A 15,299-nucleotide genomic window follows, 5' to 3' on the forward strand; every position below is an offset into this window, starting at 1 on the left:
TCGATCGGTCATTATTTCGGTCGGCGGCGGTTCGCGACGCCGGATGAGTCACGGAATGTGGGCTGGTTGGCGCTGTTTTCGTTCGGTGAGGCGTGGCACAACAATCATCACGCGTTCCCGAGGTCGGCGAGTCACGGGATGCGGTGGTGGGAGATCGACATCAGCGCGATGGTGATCGGCCTGTTGGAGAAGCTGGGGCTGGCGACGAACGTGATCCGGATCGACCGCGACCGCCAGGAACAGAAGGCGGTGGCCTGGGAGAAACTCGGCGGCGGCCGTCACGCCCGGTCCACACCGGACAAGCCGTTGGCCCACCGCGCCCGCACCGCCACCGTCGGGATCGTCGATGTCGAATAACACCGGCACCCTCTGGGACGCGCTCACCCACCCCGGGCGCTCCACCCTGCACTGCTGGGTCGGCGACCGGTGGGACCAGAACCCCACCACCTGGGCCGGTGTCGCCGCCGACGCCGAACGCATGACCGCCGGTCTGCGCCGCCTCGGCGTCCGCCCCGGCACCCGGGTCGCCACCGTCCTCACCAACGGACCCCACGCCGTACGCGGACTGCTCGGCGTGTGGCTGGCCGGCGGCGCCATCGCCTCCCTGCCCGTCCCCGCCAGAGGCATGGACGCCCACGAGTACACCCGCCAGCTGCGCACCATCTGCGACCAGCTGCGACCCGAGGTGTTCCTCGTCGAGGAACGCATGTACGCCCTGCTCGACGAGGACCTGCGCACCGCCCTGCGCGCCCGCACCTGGGAATCGCTCGCCGGCAGCGGCACCGTCGACCCCAGCCCACCCGGCCAGGACGACCCGGCGTTCATCCAGTACTCCTCCGGCTCCACCAGCGCCCCCAAGGGCTGCGTGCTCACCACCGCCGCCATCCACGCCCAACTCGCCATGATCACCACCATGCTCGACGGGCGGCCGGGCGCGGAAACCACGGTGTCCTGGCTGCCGCTGTCCCACGACATGGGCATCTTCGGCACCCTGCTCACCCCGTGGATCAACGACTGGACCCTCTACCTGTCCACCCCCGAACGGTTCACCTTCGCCCCCCGCACCTGGTTCGGCGACATGTCCGAGTTCCGCGCCAGCATGACCGCCGGCACCAACACCGCCCTGCACCTGGGCTCCCGCCTGGGCCGCTCCACCCGCATGGCCAACGGCCTGGACGTCCGCGCCTGCATCATCGGCGCCGAACGCGTCGAGACCCGCACCCTCACCCAGGTCCTCGACTCCCTGGGCCCCTACGGCTTCCGGCCCGAATCCCTCATGCCCGCCTACGGCCTGGCCGAAGCCACCCTCGCCGTCACCGCCACCCCCGTCCACGAACCACCCCGACACCTCGTCGTCGACTCCATCGCCCTGGCCGACGGCGAACTCGTCGAACTCGACCCGGCGCAGCCCTCCGCGACCGCCGTCGTCGCCGCCGGCACACCCTGCGCCGGCGTCGAGGTCCTCGGCGTCCCCAGCGACCGGCTCGGCGAGATCACCGTCCGCTCACCCGCCCTGGCCGCCGGCTACTTCGCCGACCCGCACCGCACCGCCGACCGCTTCACCGGCGACACCGTGCGCACCGGCGACCTCGGCTTCGTCCGCGACGGCTACCTCTACCCGGTCGGCCGCGTCGACGACGTCATCTCCGTGTCCGGGCGCAAGGTCTACGCCCGCGAGATCGAACACGCCGTCGACGCCATCGCCGACGTCCGCCGGGGCTGCACCACCCTCATCTCCGGCAGCACCGAAAGCGGCACCAACGGCCGCGAACTCACCCTGTTCATCGAGGTCAAACGCGCACTCGACGACTACCGGCCGCTGGCCGAACACGTCGCGTCGGTCGCCATGGCCAAGGCCGCCGTCGCCCTCGACGAATGCGTGTTCCTCACCCGCAACAGCCTGCCCAAAACCCCCAGCGGCAAGATCCAACGCCACCGCTGCCGGCAGATGCTCGACGCCGGCCGGTTCACGCCGCTGGCCACGGTCCGGCTCGGATAACCGGAAGGTTCGACATGGCCAGCACCACCCGCACCATCCTGCTCACCGGCGCCTCCGGGGTGATCGGCCGCGCCCTGCCCGAACACCTCCCCGGCCACCGCGTCATCGGCCTGGTCCACAGCGACACCCAACCGCCCGACCTCGACGAGGTCCTGCGCGGTGACCTCGCCCAACCCCGCTTCGGCCTCGACGACACCACCTGGAACCGGCTCGCCGACGAGGTCGACGTCATCATCCACTCCGGCGCCCTCACCACCTGGGGCCAACCCTGGGCCCGCTACGAGGCCATCAACCTCGGCGGCACCCGCCAGGTCATCGACCTCGCCCGCCGCGCCGGCGCCCCCGTCCACCTCGTCAGCACCTGCTTCGTGCGGGCCATCGAACTCGGCCGCCTCGACGACCTGGGCCCCAGCAACGTCGTGCGCCCCTACATCCGCTCCAAACTCGACGCCGAACACCTGCTCGCCGCCAGCGGCGTCCCGCACACCATCCACCGCCCCACCAACCTCGTCGGCGACTCCCGCACCGGCGCCAGCAGCCAACCCCAGATCGTGCAGACCATGTCCGACTGGTACTGCCGGGGCAAGGCCCCGTTCTTCCCCGCCCACCGCGGAAATCTCGTCGACGTCATCCCCCTGGACGTCACCGCCGTCGCCATCGCCCGTGCGGTCCTGGCCGACGACCTCGGCCCCACCTACTGGCTCACCTACGGCGAGAACGCCATGACCGTCGACGACACCCAGACCATCCTGCGCGCCCACGCCGCCCACCTCGGCCGCGCCATCCCCGAGGTCCCCGTCGTCGACCCCCGCGACCCCCTCCCAGTGACCCTGGACCAGGTCCCGGCCATCTCCCGCACCTTCCTCAAGGTCCTCATCGACGTCAGCGAGGTCACCCACGCCTGCGGCGGCGTCCTGCCCACCTCCCTGCCCACCCTCGCCCAACGCCACGACGTTCCCCAGCCCAGCGACCGCGACGCCTACCGACGCAGCCTCACCTACTGGACCGGCGTGCGGGACACCGCACGCGCGGTGAAGGAGACAGCATGACCACCCCGCAGTGGAGCCCACCGGACCTGGCCGGAACCGTCGCGCTGGTCACCGGCGCCAGCAGGGGAGTGGGCAAGGGCATCGCCGCCGCCCTCGGTGAGGCCGGCGCCACCGTCTACGTCACCGGCCGCAGCGTGCGCGGCGCCACCACCACCGAGGACCTGCCCGGCACCGTCGACGACACCGCCGAGGAGGTCACCGCCCGCGGCGGCACCGGCATCGCCGTGCGCTGCGACCACACCGACGACACCGACGTCGAAGCCCTCTACCAGCGCATCGCCGCCGACCACGGCCACCTCGACCTGCTGGTCAACAACGCCTGGGCCGGCTACGAACGCAGCGACGAACACCGCTTCGACGCCCCCTTCTGGCAGCAGCCCCAGTGGCGCTACGACCTGTTCGCCGCGTCCCTGCGCGGCCAGTTCGTCGCCAGCCGCCTCGCCGTGCCGCTCATGCTGCCCCGCTCCAGCGGCCTGATCGTCAACATCTCCTTCACCGACGGCGAGGTCTACCTCGGCCAGGCCGCCTACGACATGTGCAAGACCGCCTCCGACCGGCTCGCCCTGGGCATGGGCCACGAACTGCGCAAACACGGCGTCGCCGCGCTCGCCCTGCACCCCGGCTTCGTCCGCACCGAACGCGTCGAGGCCGCCTGGGACCTGCTCGGCTCCGGCCCCGCCCAGGTCGTGCACTCCCCGGAGTACGTCGGCCGCGCCATCGCCGCCCTGTCCGCCGACCCCGACGTCCTGACCGTCACCGGACAACGCCTCGCCGTCGGCGACCTCGCCGCCCGCTACGGCTTCACCGACGTCGACGGCCGCCAACCACCCGCGTTCCGGCTCGAGGGCCGGATCACGCTGGCCAGCAGGATGGAACGACTCAACCGGGTCGTGAACCAGGCAGCCAACCAGGCAGTCGTCCGGGCAGGAGCCGCGAAATGACCAGCCAACTCGACTACCAGGGCGCCTCCGCCGAAGCCATCCAGAGCCACTACGACCGGGGCAACGACTTCTACGCCCTGTGGCTCGACGAGACCCGCAGCTACTCCTGCGCCCTGTGGGCCGGCCCCGACGACACCCTGCGCGCCGCCCAGGAACGCAAACTCGACCACCTCGCCACCGGCGCCCGGGCCGGCGGCGCGCGCCGCGTCCTGGACGTCGGCTGCGGCTGGGGCGGCCTGATGCGCCGCCTGATCGACCACCACGACGTCACCGAGGTCGTCGGCCTCACCCTCGCCAACGAACAGGCCGCCCACATCCGCGGCTTCGCCGACCGCCGCTACGACGTCCGCGTCGAGAACTGGGCCGACCACGTCCCGCCGCCGCGCGAGGACACCGCCCCCTACGACGCGATCATCTCCATCGGCGCCTTCGAACACTTCGCCGACTTCGGCATGCCCCGCGCCGCCCGCCTCGCCGCCTACCGCCGCTTCTTCGACGCCTGCCACGACTGGCTCCCCCCGGGCGGGCGCCTGGCCCTGCAGACCAACGTCAAGGGCAACAACACCCGCCTGGACCGCCAGACCGTCAAGGACCTGCTGTTCATCGTCGACCACATCTTCCCCGAGTCCGAACTGCCCTGGACCTCCGAGATCGTCGAGGCCAGCGAACGCCGCTTCGACCTCGTCTCGGCCCGCAACGACGCCGACCACTACGCCCGCACCTGCCAGGAATGGCTCGACCGGCTCGTCGCCCACCGCGACCGCGCCGTCGACCTCGTCGGCGACGCCCGCGTCACCGACTACGAACGCTATCTGCGCGCCTCGGTCGACGGCTTCCGCAACCGCCACCTCGGCCTGGTCCGCATCGTCTTCGAGCGCGTGTGAAAGGGACACGACATGGCCACCATCAGCACCCCCGGACACACCGCCACCACCGGCATCAAGCACTCCATCTACTGGCGCGACACCGAAGCCGTCGAACCCGGCCCGCCGCTGGACCGTGACGTCCGCTGCGACATCGGCATCATCGGCGGCGGCTACACCGGACTGTGGACCGCCTACTTCCTCAAGCAGGCCGACCCGTCCCTCGACATCCACATCGTCGAGATGGACTACGCGGGCGCCGGCGCCTCCGGCCACGCCGACGGCTTCGTCACCCCCACCATCGGCCACAGCCTCGCCGGCCTGGTCCACGGCTTCGGCACCGACCGCGCCAAAACCGCCTACGCCGTCGTCGGCCGCTCCATGCTCGAACTGGACCGCTTCTGCCGCAAACACGACGTCGACGCCGAACTGGAAACCACCGGCTACTTCTCCGTGGCCGCCAACGACGCCCAGATCCGGCTGCTGCGCCGCGACGTCGAACTCGCCGAGAGCATCGGCGCCAAGAACTCCCTGCGCCTGCTCGACGGCGACGAGGCACGCGAACGGATCGGCTCACCGGCCATCCACGGCGCGTTCAAGGTCGGCGGCGCCCTGCTCAACCCGCACCGCCTCGCCAGGGGACTGGCCAGGGTCGTACGCAACCTCGGCGTGCACATCCACGAACAGACCATGGCCACCTCGGTCACCAAGGAGAACGGCCGCCACGTCATCACCACCCCCGGCGGGCGCGTCGTGGCCGACAAACTCGTCCTGGGCACCGACGCCTACCAACACCAGTTCGGCGGCTTCAAACACGGCGTCAAACCGGTGTGGAGCTATGCGGTGGTCACCGACCCGCTCACCGACGAGCAGCTCTCCCGCGTGCACTGGCCCGAGCGGGAAGGGTTCGTCGAGTCCCGCAACTTCATCATCTTCGGTCGGTTCACCAAGGACAACCGCCTGCTCTTCGGCGGCGGCCCGGCACCGTACTTCTACGGCAGGGACATGTCCGAGAACCGACACATGCGCCGCGACCAGGCCACCGCGTTCCTCCGCGGAGCGCTGACCCGCTACTTCCCGGAATGGGACGACGTGCGCATCGCCTACTCCTACGGCGGCTGCGTCGGCATGACCCGCGACTTCGTCCCCCACGTCGGCAACACCGACGACGGCGTCTACCACGCCTACGGCTACTGCGGCAACGGCATCGCCCTGACCCACACCGCCGGCAAGATCCTGCGCGACCTCATCCTGGGCCGCGACACCACCTACACCAACCTGCTGTTCGTCAACCGCAAGGAACGCCGCTTCCCGGTGGAGCCGGTGTCCTGGGTCGGCGCCAAGGGCCTCACCGCTCTGCTGTCCCTGCAGGACCGCTACCCGAACCTGATCCGCGCCCAACTGGTCTGACACAACGGAAAGCGGGGTGCGCCGTGGCGCACCCCGCTTCCGTCCGTGTGGGGGAGCGGGGAGTCAGGAGTTCCAGCGCACCGCCGCCGCGGCCGCGAAATCACCGGCGTGCGCGAACCCCGCCACCACCACCAGATCACCGTCACGGACCTGCCCGTCCCGCACCGCCTGGGCGAAGGTCACCGGCGCACCGGCCCCGTACAGGTTGCCCAACGCGTCGAACGTGTCCAGGTGCCGCTCGGGCTCCAACCCGAGCGCGTCACGCCAGGTACGGAGAAAGATCCGGTTCGGCTGGTTGGTGATCAGCACGTCGATGTCGTCCGGGCTCAGGTCGATCCGCTTGCACAGATCGGTGACCATCTCCGGCACCAACGCGTTGCCCCTGGCGATGATCTCGGCGGTCTTCTCCTCGGCGAAGCGCACGTCCAGCTCACCGGCCCCCGGTTCCCAGAACTTCCGCCCGTCGGAGGTCGCCGGCCCCAGATCCATCGCGAACCCAGGGGAGTTACGGGTCTCCACCCCCAGAATGGGCGAATGCCCACCTTCAGTCAGGTAGGCGACACCGCAGCCGTCGCCCGGCGCCGCCGCGTGCGCCGAGGTCCGCACCCCGGGCTGGGCGAACACCTGACCCGCCGCGTTCTGCACGTTGCACACCAACGCCGTGCGCGCCTGCCCGGAGCCGATGATCGTGCGCGCCAGCTTGAGCATGTACGGGAACGACGCGCAGCCACCGTTGTGCAGATCGATGATCCACTCCGGGGTACACCCGAGCAGCTCGGCGGTCTCCGCGCCACACCCGGTGAACAACGCGTCCGGCAACAGCACGTTGGTGATGAGCACGTCCACGTTGCCCGCCGGATCGATCCCACGACGCGCGAACATCGGCGCGGCCGCGTCCCGGATCATCTCGGCGGCACGGTCACCCGGGGCGACGTGCCGGCGGGTCGTCGGCTGTTTGAACACCGGACTACGGGACATCGGATCGTCCGGAAGGTCCTCACCGAAGAAGAACTCCAGGCCGATTTCGGCGTCGGGCAGGTAACTGCCGAGGTCCACCAGGCTGACAGGTCTCACACGGTCGAGCGTAGGCAGCCCTGCTCAAGGCTCCCCCGCACTCCGGTCGCAATGTTCGATAATCTACATTATGTCAAGTAGTGGGTGCGGGGCACTCTCCCACGTGCGGCTGGACGGTGATGGAGCCTTGCCGGTCACAGTCAGACCCAGCGGCTTCAACACAGTGTGGTTCACCGGCCCGCTCTTTCACCCGTGTGCTTCCGCCGACGGGTCGCGCCGTGGGTCGCCGGGACCTGTCGGCCGACGTGCGCGCCTGTGCCACTCGTGGCCGAGGTTGTCCACAGCCACTGGTCACCCGCCCGACTGGGCCCGTTTCTTCGACTAGCCTGGAAATCGGGGGGCCCCCGACGCCGGTGGGCATCGTCTGTCGGATGGTTGAGGGCCGGCCGGACCGGACAGCGCCCTGGCCGGCCCGTGGGCCTGGCGACGTGGTGGCTACGACTCTCCCCCGGCGACGATGTCCAGGTAGTGCGGGTTGGTCATGACGCCCAGGATGTTGCCGAAGGGGTCGATGACCGAGGCGGTGACGAAACCGGAGCCTCTCTCGGTGCGTGGTTCGTGGTCGGTGGCGCCCAGGGAGTGGAGCGTGTCCAGGGTGGCGTCGAGGTCGTCGACGTGCCAGTACAGGATGGCGCCGCCGGGGGCGGTGTCCTGGTGGGGTGCGTAGCGGCGGTCGATGATGCCCAGTTCGGTCTGGTGGTCGCCGAGGCGGAACTCGACGTAGGCCGGGGGGCCCTGTTCGGGGCGCTGGAAGTAGGGCCTGTCCCCCAGCAGGCTGGCGTACCAGTCCGCGGCGGCGGTGACGTCGTCGGCGAACAGGCTGATGGTGGCGATTCCTCGGAGCATCGGGGTGGTCCTCTCTGGTGGTCTGTTGGGGTGAACTCTGCGCCACAAAGTGCTCATCCTGTGACTACTTTTCTGGGCAGACTGTCCTCATGCGCGCGGACCGCCTGGTGGCGACCCTTCTGTTCCTGCAGTCCCGTGGTCGGGTGACCGCGGCCGAGGTCGCCGAGGAGCTGGAGATCTCGGTGGCCACGGCCCGCCGCGACCTGGAGGCGCTGTCGACGGCCGGTATCCCGGTCTATCCGCAGCCTGGCAGGGGCGGCGGCTGGTCGCTGGTCGGCGGCGCGCGCACGGACCTCAGTGGCCTGACCTCGACGGAGGCTCAGGCGCTGTTCCTGCTGGTGGGTCCGGCGGCGGCGGTGGCGCCGGAGGCGAAGGCGGCGCTGCGCAAGCTGGTGGCGGCACTCCCCCGCACCTTCCGGGAGGACGCGGCGGCGGCGGCCAGCGCGGTGGTCATCGACTCGGCGCGGTGGGGTGATCCGGTGACGCCCCGGCCCGAGTTGGTGGCGCGGTTGCAGAACGCGGTGGTGCGGCGGCTCAGGGTGCGGTTCTCCTACGCCAGCAAGGGAAAGCCGGCCCAGCGGCGGGTGGTGGATCCGTGGGGGCTGGTCGACAAGGACGACTCCTGGTATCTGATCGCGGGGACCGAGCGTGGTCGGCGGACGTTCCGGGTGGACCGGATCAGCGGCGCCGAGGTGACCGACGAGCCGGCGTCGCGGCCGGCGGAGTTCGATCTGGACGCGGCCTGGCGGGAGGTGGTGGCGCGGGTCGAGGACGGGCAGCGGGCGTGTACGGCGGTGGTGCGGGTGCCGGCGCGGCTGGTCAGTGTGCTGCGCCGGCAGTTCGGCCAGCACTGTGTGGTGGTCGAGGAGCGGGACGGGGTGGCGACGGTGCGGGTGTCGGCGCCGGCGCCGGTGATGGTGGCCCAGCATCTGGCGGGGTGGGGTGCGGGGCTGGAGGTGGTGGAGTCGGACGCGGTGCGGGCGGAGTTGGCGCGGATCGGGCGCGAGTTGGCGGGACTGTACGGGTGATCAGGTGTTGCCGTGCCAGGAGCGCCACAGGTCCTCGTACGCTCCCCCGGCGCGGACGAGGTCGTGGTGGCTGCCGAGTTCGGTGATCCGGCCGTCGGCCATGACGGCGACCCGGTCGGCGTGGTGGGCGGTGTGCAGCCGGTGGGCGATGGCGATGACGGTGCGTCCGGACAGGACGGCGGCCATGGCGCGTTCGGCGTGGCGGGCGGTGGTGGGGTCGAGCAGGGCGGTGGCCTCGTCGAGGACGACGGTGTGGGGGTCGGCGAGCACGACTCTGGCGAGGGCGAGTTGTTGGGCCTGGGCGGAGTCGAGGGAGTCGGTGCCGGCGCCGAGTTCGGTGTCCAGGCCGGCGGGCAGGGTGTGGATCCAGTCGGCGTCCACGGCGGTGAGCGCGGTGTGGAGTTGGGTGTCGGTGGCGGTGGGGGCGGCGATGGTGAGGTTGTCGCGGACGGTGCCGATGAACACGTGGTGTTCCTGGGTGACGAGCACGATGCGGCGGCGGAGTTCGTCGGGGGTGAGGTCGGTGACGGGGACGCCGCCGACGGTGACGCGGCCGGCGTGGGGTGCGTCGACGCCGGCGAGCAGGCGGCCGAGGGTGGACTTGCCGGCGCCGGAGGGCCCGACGATGGCCAGCCGCTCCCCCGGTCTGACGGCGAGGTCGACATCGTGCAGGACGTCGCGGCCGGTGGGGCTGTAGGCGTAGCGCACGCCGGTGACCTCGATGCGGTCGTCGGTGGGGGTGCCGCCGGGTGGTGGGGTGCCGGCGGCGTCGGCGATGCCCTTGACCCGGGCCATGGAGGCGGTGGCGCGTTGGATGTTCTCGATGTACATGAGGATGCCGGTGAGCGGGTCGGCGAGTTGGAGGGTGTAGAGGGCGGCGGTGACGGCGGCGCCGAGGGTGGTGAGGTCGTTGCCGTGGAGCAGTCCGCCGGTGAGCAGGACGAGGCAGGCGGCGAGGATGTGGGAGAAGTCGAGGGCGGGGAACAGCACGCTGCGCAGGAACAGGGTGCGCACGCGGGTGCGGTGGGCGTGGCCGACGCGGTCGTCGCCGGCGCGGACGCGGTGGCGGTGCAGGGCGAACGCCTCGACGGTGCGGGCGCCTTCGGCGGTGGCGGCGAGGGTTTCGGACATGTCGGAGTTGGCGGTGCCCTCGGCGAGGTAGGCGTCGCGGGCGCGGCGCAGGTACCAGCGGGTGGCCCACCAGAGGCTGGCGATGCCGGTGAGGGCGGCGAGGCCGAACAGGGGGTGGACGACGGTGATGGCGGTCAGGACGAACAGGGTCTGGAGGGCGCCGACGAACACCTCGGGGGCGGCGTCGCGCAGGGCGGCGCCGATGGTGGCGATGTCGGCGGTGGTGCGGGCCATGAGGTCGCCGGTGCCGGCGCGTTCGACGACGCCGGTGGGCAGGGCGAGGGTGCGGTCGACGAACTCCTCGCGCAGGCGGGCGAGGGCGCGTTCGGCGAAGCGGTGGGCGAGGTAGCGGGCGAGGCGGGTGAGCACGATGGTGGCGAGCGCGAAGGCGAGGATGCCCAGGGCGAGCAGGTCGACGGTGCCCAGGGCGGGGTGGCCGGCTTCGACGTGGTTGACGATGCGGCCGATGAGCCAGGGTGCGCCGAGGCCGGCGGCGGCGGCCAGGGCGGCGGTGAGCAGGACGAGCGCGGCGCCGGTGGGGTCGGTGCGGACGAGGTGGGTGTGGGCGCGGCGGACCTCGGCGCGGGAGGCGACGGGCAGTGGGTAGCTGCTCACCTGGCGGGTTCCTCGTCGGCGGTGTCCAGGTCGGTGTCCAGGTCGGTGTCCAGGTCGGTGTGCGGGTCGGTGTGCGGGTCCTCGCCGCGGTGGACCAGGGCGCGGTAGCCGGGTTCGGTGTCGAGCAGGTCGTGGTGGCGGCCGGTGGCGGCGATGCGCCCGCCGGCGAGGTAGGCGACGCGGTCGGCGCGGTCGGCCAGCAGCGGTGAGGTGCCGACGATGACGGTGGTGCGGCGGCGTGGGTGGTGGTGGCGTGGGTGGTGGTGGCGGTGGTCGCGCAGGCGGGCGGCGACGGCGGCTTCGGTGTGGGCGTCGACGGCGGAGGTGGGTTCGACGAGGATGAGGATCTCGGGGTCGGCGAGCAGGGCGCGGGCCAGGCGCAGGCGTTGGCGTTGGCCGCCGGACAGGTCGCGGCCCTGGGTGTCGACGGGTGAGTCGAGGCCGGCGGGCAGGCCGGTGATGATCTCGCTGGCGGCGGCGGTGTGGAGGGCGTGGTGGACGGCGTCGTCGGTGACGGCGGTGTGGCCGGTGGTGAGGGTTTCGCGCAGGGCGCCGGCGAACAGGTGGGCGTCGTTGTCGGCGACGAGGATGCGGCGGCGGACCTCGGTGGCGGGCATGGCGGTCAGGGGCGCGCCGCCCCAGGTGGTGTCGGAGCGGGTGTAGCGGCCGAGGCGGTCGGTGAGGGCGAGGGCGTCGGCGGGGTGGTCGGGGGCGATGAGGAGCAGCTCCCCCGGGTTGACGGTGAGCCCGGTGGTGGGGTCGTGCAGGGGCGCGGGGTCGGGTGGGCAGGCGGCGGTGGCGTGGTCGTCGATGGTGGGGCGCAGGGTGAGGACGCGGGTGACGCGGCGGGCGGCGACCAAGCCCCGGCTGATGTCCTGGGCGCCTTCGATGAGGAACCAGATGGGGGTGGTGAGCATGGCGACGTAGCCGTAGACGGCGACGAGTTCACCGATGGTGATCTGGCCGGTGGCGGCCAGGCGGGCGCCGAGCCAGGTGACGAGGGCGAGGAACACCATGGGCAGGCCGACGGAGATGGCCTGGATCCAGCTGGCGACGGCACCGACGCGGTAGCCCGTGACGCGCAGGTGGTGGGATTCGTGGTGGTAGCGGCGGGCGAAGCGGTCCTTGCCGCCGATGCCGCACAGCACGCGGAGGCCGGCGACGATGTCGCCGGCGCGGGCGGTGAGCGCGCCCTGGTGGTCGCGGTAGACGGTTTCGGTGGCGCGCAGGCGGTTGAGCATGGGCAGTAGGGCGAGCAGCAGGCCGGGGACGCCGATGACGACGATGAGGGCGAGCGGGGTGGAGATGTCGAGGAGCAGGACGGTGACGACGACGTAGCTGACGATGGCGCCGATGCCGGGTCCGGTGGTGGTCATGGTGCGCATGACGCGGTCGAGGTCGGCGGCGCCGATGCTGACGACCTCGCCGGAAGTGACGCGGCGGGGCAGTTCGGCGCCGACGGCGACGGCGTGGCGGATGACGACCTGGACGGTGCGGAAGCCGGCGTCGAGGCGCACGAAGGTCATGGTGCGGTGGCGTGCGACGCCGATGGCGGCGTTGAGGGCGCCGGCGAGCAGCAGCGCGGCGGTCCAGACGGTGAGCATGGTGGTGTCGCGGGGCTGCAGGCCGTCGTCGATGGCGTGGGCGAGCAGGTAGGGCGGGACGACCATGCCGATCATCCAGGTGCTGCCGAAGAGGAAGCCGAGGGCGACCCGTCCGGGCTGTTTGCGGATGAGCCACAGCAGGTAGCGGCCTGGTCCGCGTGCGTCGGGGGTGCCCGGGTCGGCGTGCGGGACCGTCAGGCGCATGGTTTCACCCTAGGGACGGGGTGAATCGTTTTTTGGGTCTTTCGCCGCCAGCTGAGAGCGCAGGGTGACGGTTCGGGGACGGTCCGGGGCGGTTCGAACGACGGTGGGCAGCGTCTGGCTGGGATCCGGGTCGACGGCGCTCGGGTGCGGGGGCGGGTCGTGAGAGTCTGGTGTGGATGGACATGTCACGCTGCTCGGCGGTGGCCGAGGTGTTGGGTGAGCCGCTGGCCGGGACGGCGGCGACCGCCCGGTCCTGGCTGTGTGTCGAGCAGCCGGGGCCGTGGGGTCGCGACGCGTTGTCGGCCAGTCATCTGGATCCGGGGGTGGCGGCCGAGTTGGGTCGGCTCACGGCGGGGACCGGGGTGCGGGTGGTGTTGATCCGCCGGCCCGGCAGTCATCCCGACCGGCATCGGCCGGTGCCCCAGCGGGTGTATCTGGCGCACACGGCGCCGGGGCGGACGTGGCTGGAGCGGGCGTCGGTGCACGATCCGAAGGAGTTGCTGGACCTGGATTTCGCGGCGGCCGGCGCGGGGACGCGCGGGTTGCTGGGTTCGGTGTCGGCCGATCCGCTGTTGTTGGTGTGTACGAACGGCCGCCGGGACGTGTGTTGTGCGGTGTTGGGTCGTCCGCTGGCGGCGGAGTTGGCGGGTTCGCACGGGGACGCGGTGTGGGAGTGCACGCACATCGGCGGGCATCGCCTGTCCCCCACCGCGGTGTTGTTGCCGACGGGCTACTCCTACGGGCGGCTGGACGCGGTGTCGGGGGCGCGGCTGCTCGAGGGCGGCGCGGCGGTGGTGACGGAGGGCTGTCGGGGGCGTTCGACGTGGCCGGTGGTCGGTCAGGTGGCGGAGTTGGCGGTGCGGGAGTCGACGGGGGTGGACTGTCCGGACGCGGTGGAGGTGGGCGCGGCGGTGGAGTCGCCGGGCGGGTGGGTGGTGCCGGTGTGGCACGAGGACGGCCGGTCGTGGCGGGTATTGGTGACCCAGCGGACGGTGGCCGAGTCGCGGCCGGCGAGCTGTGGGGCGGCGCCGACACCGGCGGTGGCGTTCGAGGTCGGGTCGGTGACAGCGGTGGGCGCCACCCACCGTTCGGTGAGCGGCGCCCGGTAGCGGATTCTCAGTAGCGGATTCCTCAGTAGCGGGGCGGTTCGTCGGACAGTTCGGTCGACTCCGGCGGGCGGCCGTGGGGGCCGTCGGGGCGCGGCGCCGGCCGGGGTGTCGGGCCCGGGGTGGGGTTGGGCGCGGGGGTGCGCTGGGTGGGGGCGTCGACGACCGGTTCTGGCTGGTGCACCGGCTGCGGGGGTTGGGCGGCGGCGAGCGCGGGCGGCCCGGCGGGCTTGACGCCCGCGAGCGGGCTGGGGACCTCCTGGCGGGCGACCGCTTCGGCCTCGCGGACGGCCTGGGCGACCTTGGGGTCGGTGGAGGTGTCGAACCAGGAGGCGATCTCGTCGTCGTCCTGCTCGGGGTTGGCGGGCGGTTCGTAGGCGGGCGGTTCGTAGCGGAAGACGCCGTCGTCGCCGGGGGCGCCGAGGGTGCGGGCGAAGCCTTCGAGGGCCTTGCCGAAGTCGTTGGGCAGCATCCAGACCTTGTTGGCGTCGCCCTGCGCCATCTGCGGGAGGGTCTGCAGGTACTGGTAGGCGAGGACCTCGGGGGTCGGCTTGCCGGCCTTGATGGCGTCGAAGACCTTCTCGATGGCTTTGGCCTGGCCCTGGGCCTGGAGGTAGCGGGCGGCGCGTTCACCCTGGGCGCGCAGGATGCGGGACTGGCGTTCACCCTCGGAGGCGAGGATGGCGGCCTGCTTGGCGCCCTCGGCGGACAGGATCTGGCTCTGCTTCTGGCCTTCCGCGGTCTTGATGGCGGCCTCGCGGGTGCCTTCGGCGGTGAGGATCATGGCGCGCTTCTCGCGGTCGGCGCGCATCTGCTTCTCCATCGAGTCCTGAATGGACGGTGGCGGGTCGATGGCCTTCAGTTCGACGCGGGCCACGCGGATGCCCCAGCGGCCGGTGGCCTCGTCGAGCACGCCGCGCAGCTGACCGTTGATGGAGTCGCGGGAGGTCAGGGTCTCCTCCAGGCTCATGCCACCGACGACGTTGCGCAGGGTCGTGGTGGTGAGCTGCTCGACGCCGATGATGTAGTCGGAGATCTCGTAGACGGCGTCGCGCGGGTTGGTCACCTGGAAGTACACGACGGTGTCGATGGACACCGTCAGGTTGTCCTGGGTGATCACCGGCTGCGGCGGGAAGGAGACGACCTGCTCGCGGCGGTCGATCCTGGCGCGTACCCGGTCGAGGAACGGGACGAGGAAGTTCAGGCCGGGTTCGGCCACCGAGCGGAACCTGCCGAGCCGTTCGACGACCGCGGACTGGGCCTGCGGGATGACCAGGATGGACTTCACCACCACCGTGAGTACGAACAGCACCACGACGACGACGATGATGAGGACTGTCAACGTGCCTCCACTCCGGCTTTGGTTGGCGTGTCCTGGTGGACCCCCGGGCAGTAGATCACATGCACCACCCGTTCACCTGGTAACCGT

Annotated in this window: 13 protein-coding genes; 8 read left to right on the top strand and 5 right to left on the bottom strand. The window is 71.6% G+C overall.

All coding sequences use genetic code 11. The features are described 5' to 3' along the window. The first annotated feature begins 3 nt into the window (after positions 1–3). The 6 genes from BLA60_RS46425 to BLA60_RS14625 are packed head-to-tail and all read left to right on the top strand — an operon-like array spanning position 4 to position 6,262. Positions 4–357, top strand: a complete 354-nt coding sequence (locus BLA60_RS46425) for a fatty acid desaturase (protein ID WP_084734936.1) — start codon at positions 4–6, stop codon at positions 355–357. Continuing rightward, entirely contained in the window at positions 347–1,999 is a 1,653-nt protein-coding gene (locus BLA60_RS14605; protein ID WP_075133423.1) for an AMP-binding protein, read from the top strand. Before BLA60_RS46425 ends, BLA60_RS14605 begins: the two co-directional genes overlap by 11 nt. Before the next feature lie 14 nt (positions 2,000–2,013). Next, the gene (locus tag BLA60_RS14610; RefSeq protein WP_075133424.1) at positions 2,014–3,048 is read left to right on the top strand and encodes an SDR family oxidoreductase; all 1,035 of its coding nucleotides are present in this window, start codon (positions 2,014–2,016) and stop codon (positions 3,046–3,048) included. After that, positions 3,045–3,989: an SDR family NAD(P)-dependent oxidoreductase gene (locus BLA60_RS14615; protein WP_075133425.1), complete on the top strand. Its 945-nt coding sequence runs from the start codon at positions 3,045–3,047 to the stop codon at positions 3,987–3,989. The genes BLA60_RS14610 and BLA60_RS14615 overlap by 4 nt, the downstream gene beginning before the upstream one ends. Then, positions 3,986–4,873: an SAM-dependent methyltransferase gene (locus tag BLA60_RS14620; protein WP_075133426.1), complete on the top strand. Its 888-nt coding sequence runs from the start codon at positions 3,986–3,988 to the stop codon at positions 4,871–4,873. The genes BLA60_RS14615 and BLA60_RS14620 overlap by 4 nt, the downstream gene beginning before the upstream one ends. Positions 4,874–4,885: 12 nt before the next feature. Beyond that, entirely contained in the window at positions 4,886–6,262 is a 1,377-nt protein-coding gene (locus BLA60_RS14625) for an NAD(P)/FAD-dependent oxidoreductase (RefSeq protein WP_075133427.1), read from the top strand. Positions 6,263–6,325: 63 nt separating this feature from the next. On the opposite strand, the gene BLA60_RS14630 is transcribed toward BLA60_RS14625, so the two are convergent. Both BLA60_RS14630 and BLA60_RS14635 read right to left on the bottom strand, forming a co-directional pair. After that, positions 6,326–7,336: a 3-oxoacyl-ACP synthase III family protein gene (locus BLA60_RS14630; protein WP_075133428.1), complete on the bottom strand. Its 1,011-nt coding sequence runs from the start codon at positions 7,334–7,336 to the stop codon at positions 6,326–6,328. Positions 7,337–7,771: 435 nt separating this feature from the next. Then, complete coding sequence (locus BLA60_RS14635; protein WP_075133429.1) at positions 7,772–8,182, bottom strand: VOC family protein; 411 nt, start codon at positions 8,180–8,182, stop codon at positions 7,772–7,774. Positions 8,183–8,271: 89 nt separating this feature from the next. Between BLA60_RS14635 and BLA60_RS14640 the strand changes: the two genes are divergently transcribed. After that, complete coding sequence (locus BLA60_RS14640) at positions 8,272–9,210, top strand: helix-turn-helix transcriptional regulator (protein WP_075133430.1); 939 nt, start codon at positions 8,272–8,274, stop codon at positions 9,208–9,210. Here the strand turns inward: BLA60_RS14640 and BLA60_RS14645 are convergent, their stop codons facing one another. Together BLA60_RS14645 and BLA60_RS14650 are read right to left on the bottom strand one after the other, a co-directional pair. Then, positions 9,211–10,956: an ABC transporter ATP-binding protein gene (locus tag BLA60_RS14645; RefSeq protein ID WP_075133431.1), complete on the bottom strand. Its 1,746-nt coding sequence runs from the start codon at positions 10,954–10,956 to the stop codon at positions 9,211–9,213. Further along, on the bottom strand, positions 10,953–12,764 hold the full coding sequence (locus BLA60_RS14650) for an ABC transporter transmembrane domain-containing protein (RefSeq protein WP_075133432.1): 1,812 nt from the start codon (positions 12,762–12,764) through the stop codon (positions 10,953–10,955). The genes BLA60_RS14645 and BLA60_RS14650 overlap by 4 nt, the downstream gene beginning before the upstream one ends. A 176-nt stretch (positions 12,765–12,940) precedes the next feature. On the opposite strand from BLA60_RS14650, the gene BLA60_RS46220 reads away from it, so the two are divergent. After that, positions 12,941–13,873, top strand: a complete 933-nt coding sequence (locus tag BLA60_RS46220) for a ferredoxin family protein (RefSeq protein WP_211288731.1) — start codon at positions 12,941–12,943, stop codon at positions 13,871–13,873. Positions 13,874–13,895: 22 nt separating this feature from the next. On the opposite strand, the gene BLA60_RS14660 is transcribed toward BLA60_RS46220, so the two are convergent. Further along, positions 13,896–15,212 carry an SPFH domain-containing protein gene (locus tag BLA60_RS14660; RefSeq protein ID WP_075133434.1) on the bottom strand — a complete coding sequence of 439 codons (1,317 nt, stop codon included), beginning with the start codon at positions 15,210–15,212 and terminating at the stop codon, positions 13,896–13,898. Positions 15,213–15,299: the final 87 nt, after the last annotated feature.

Origin of the sequence: Actinophytocola xinjiangensis, assembly GCF_001921215.1 — a bacterium.
Classification (GTDB): domain Bacteria; phylum Actinomycetota; class Actinomycetes; order Mycobacteriales; family Pseudonocardiaceae; genus Actinophytocola; species Actinophytocola xinjiangensis.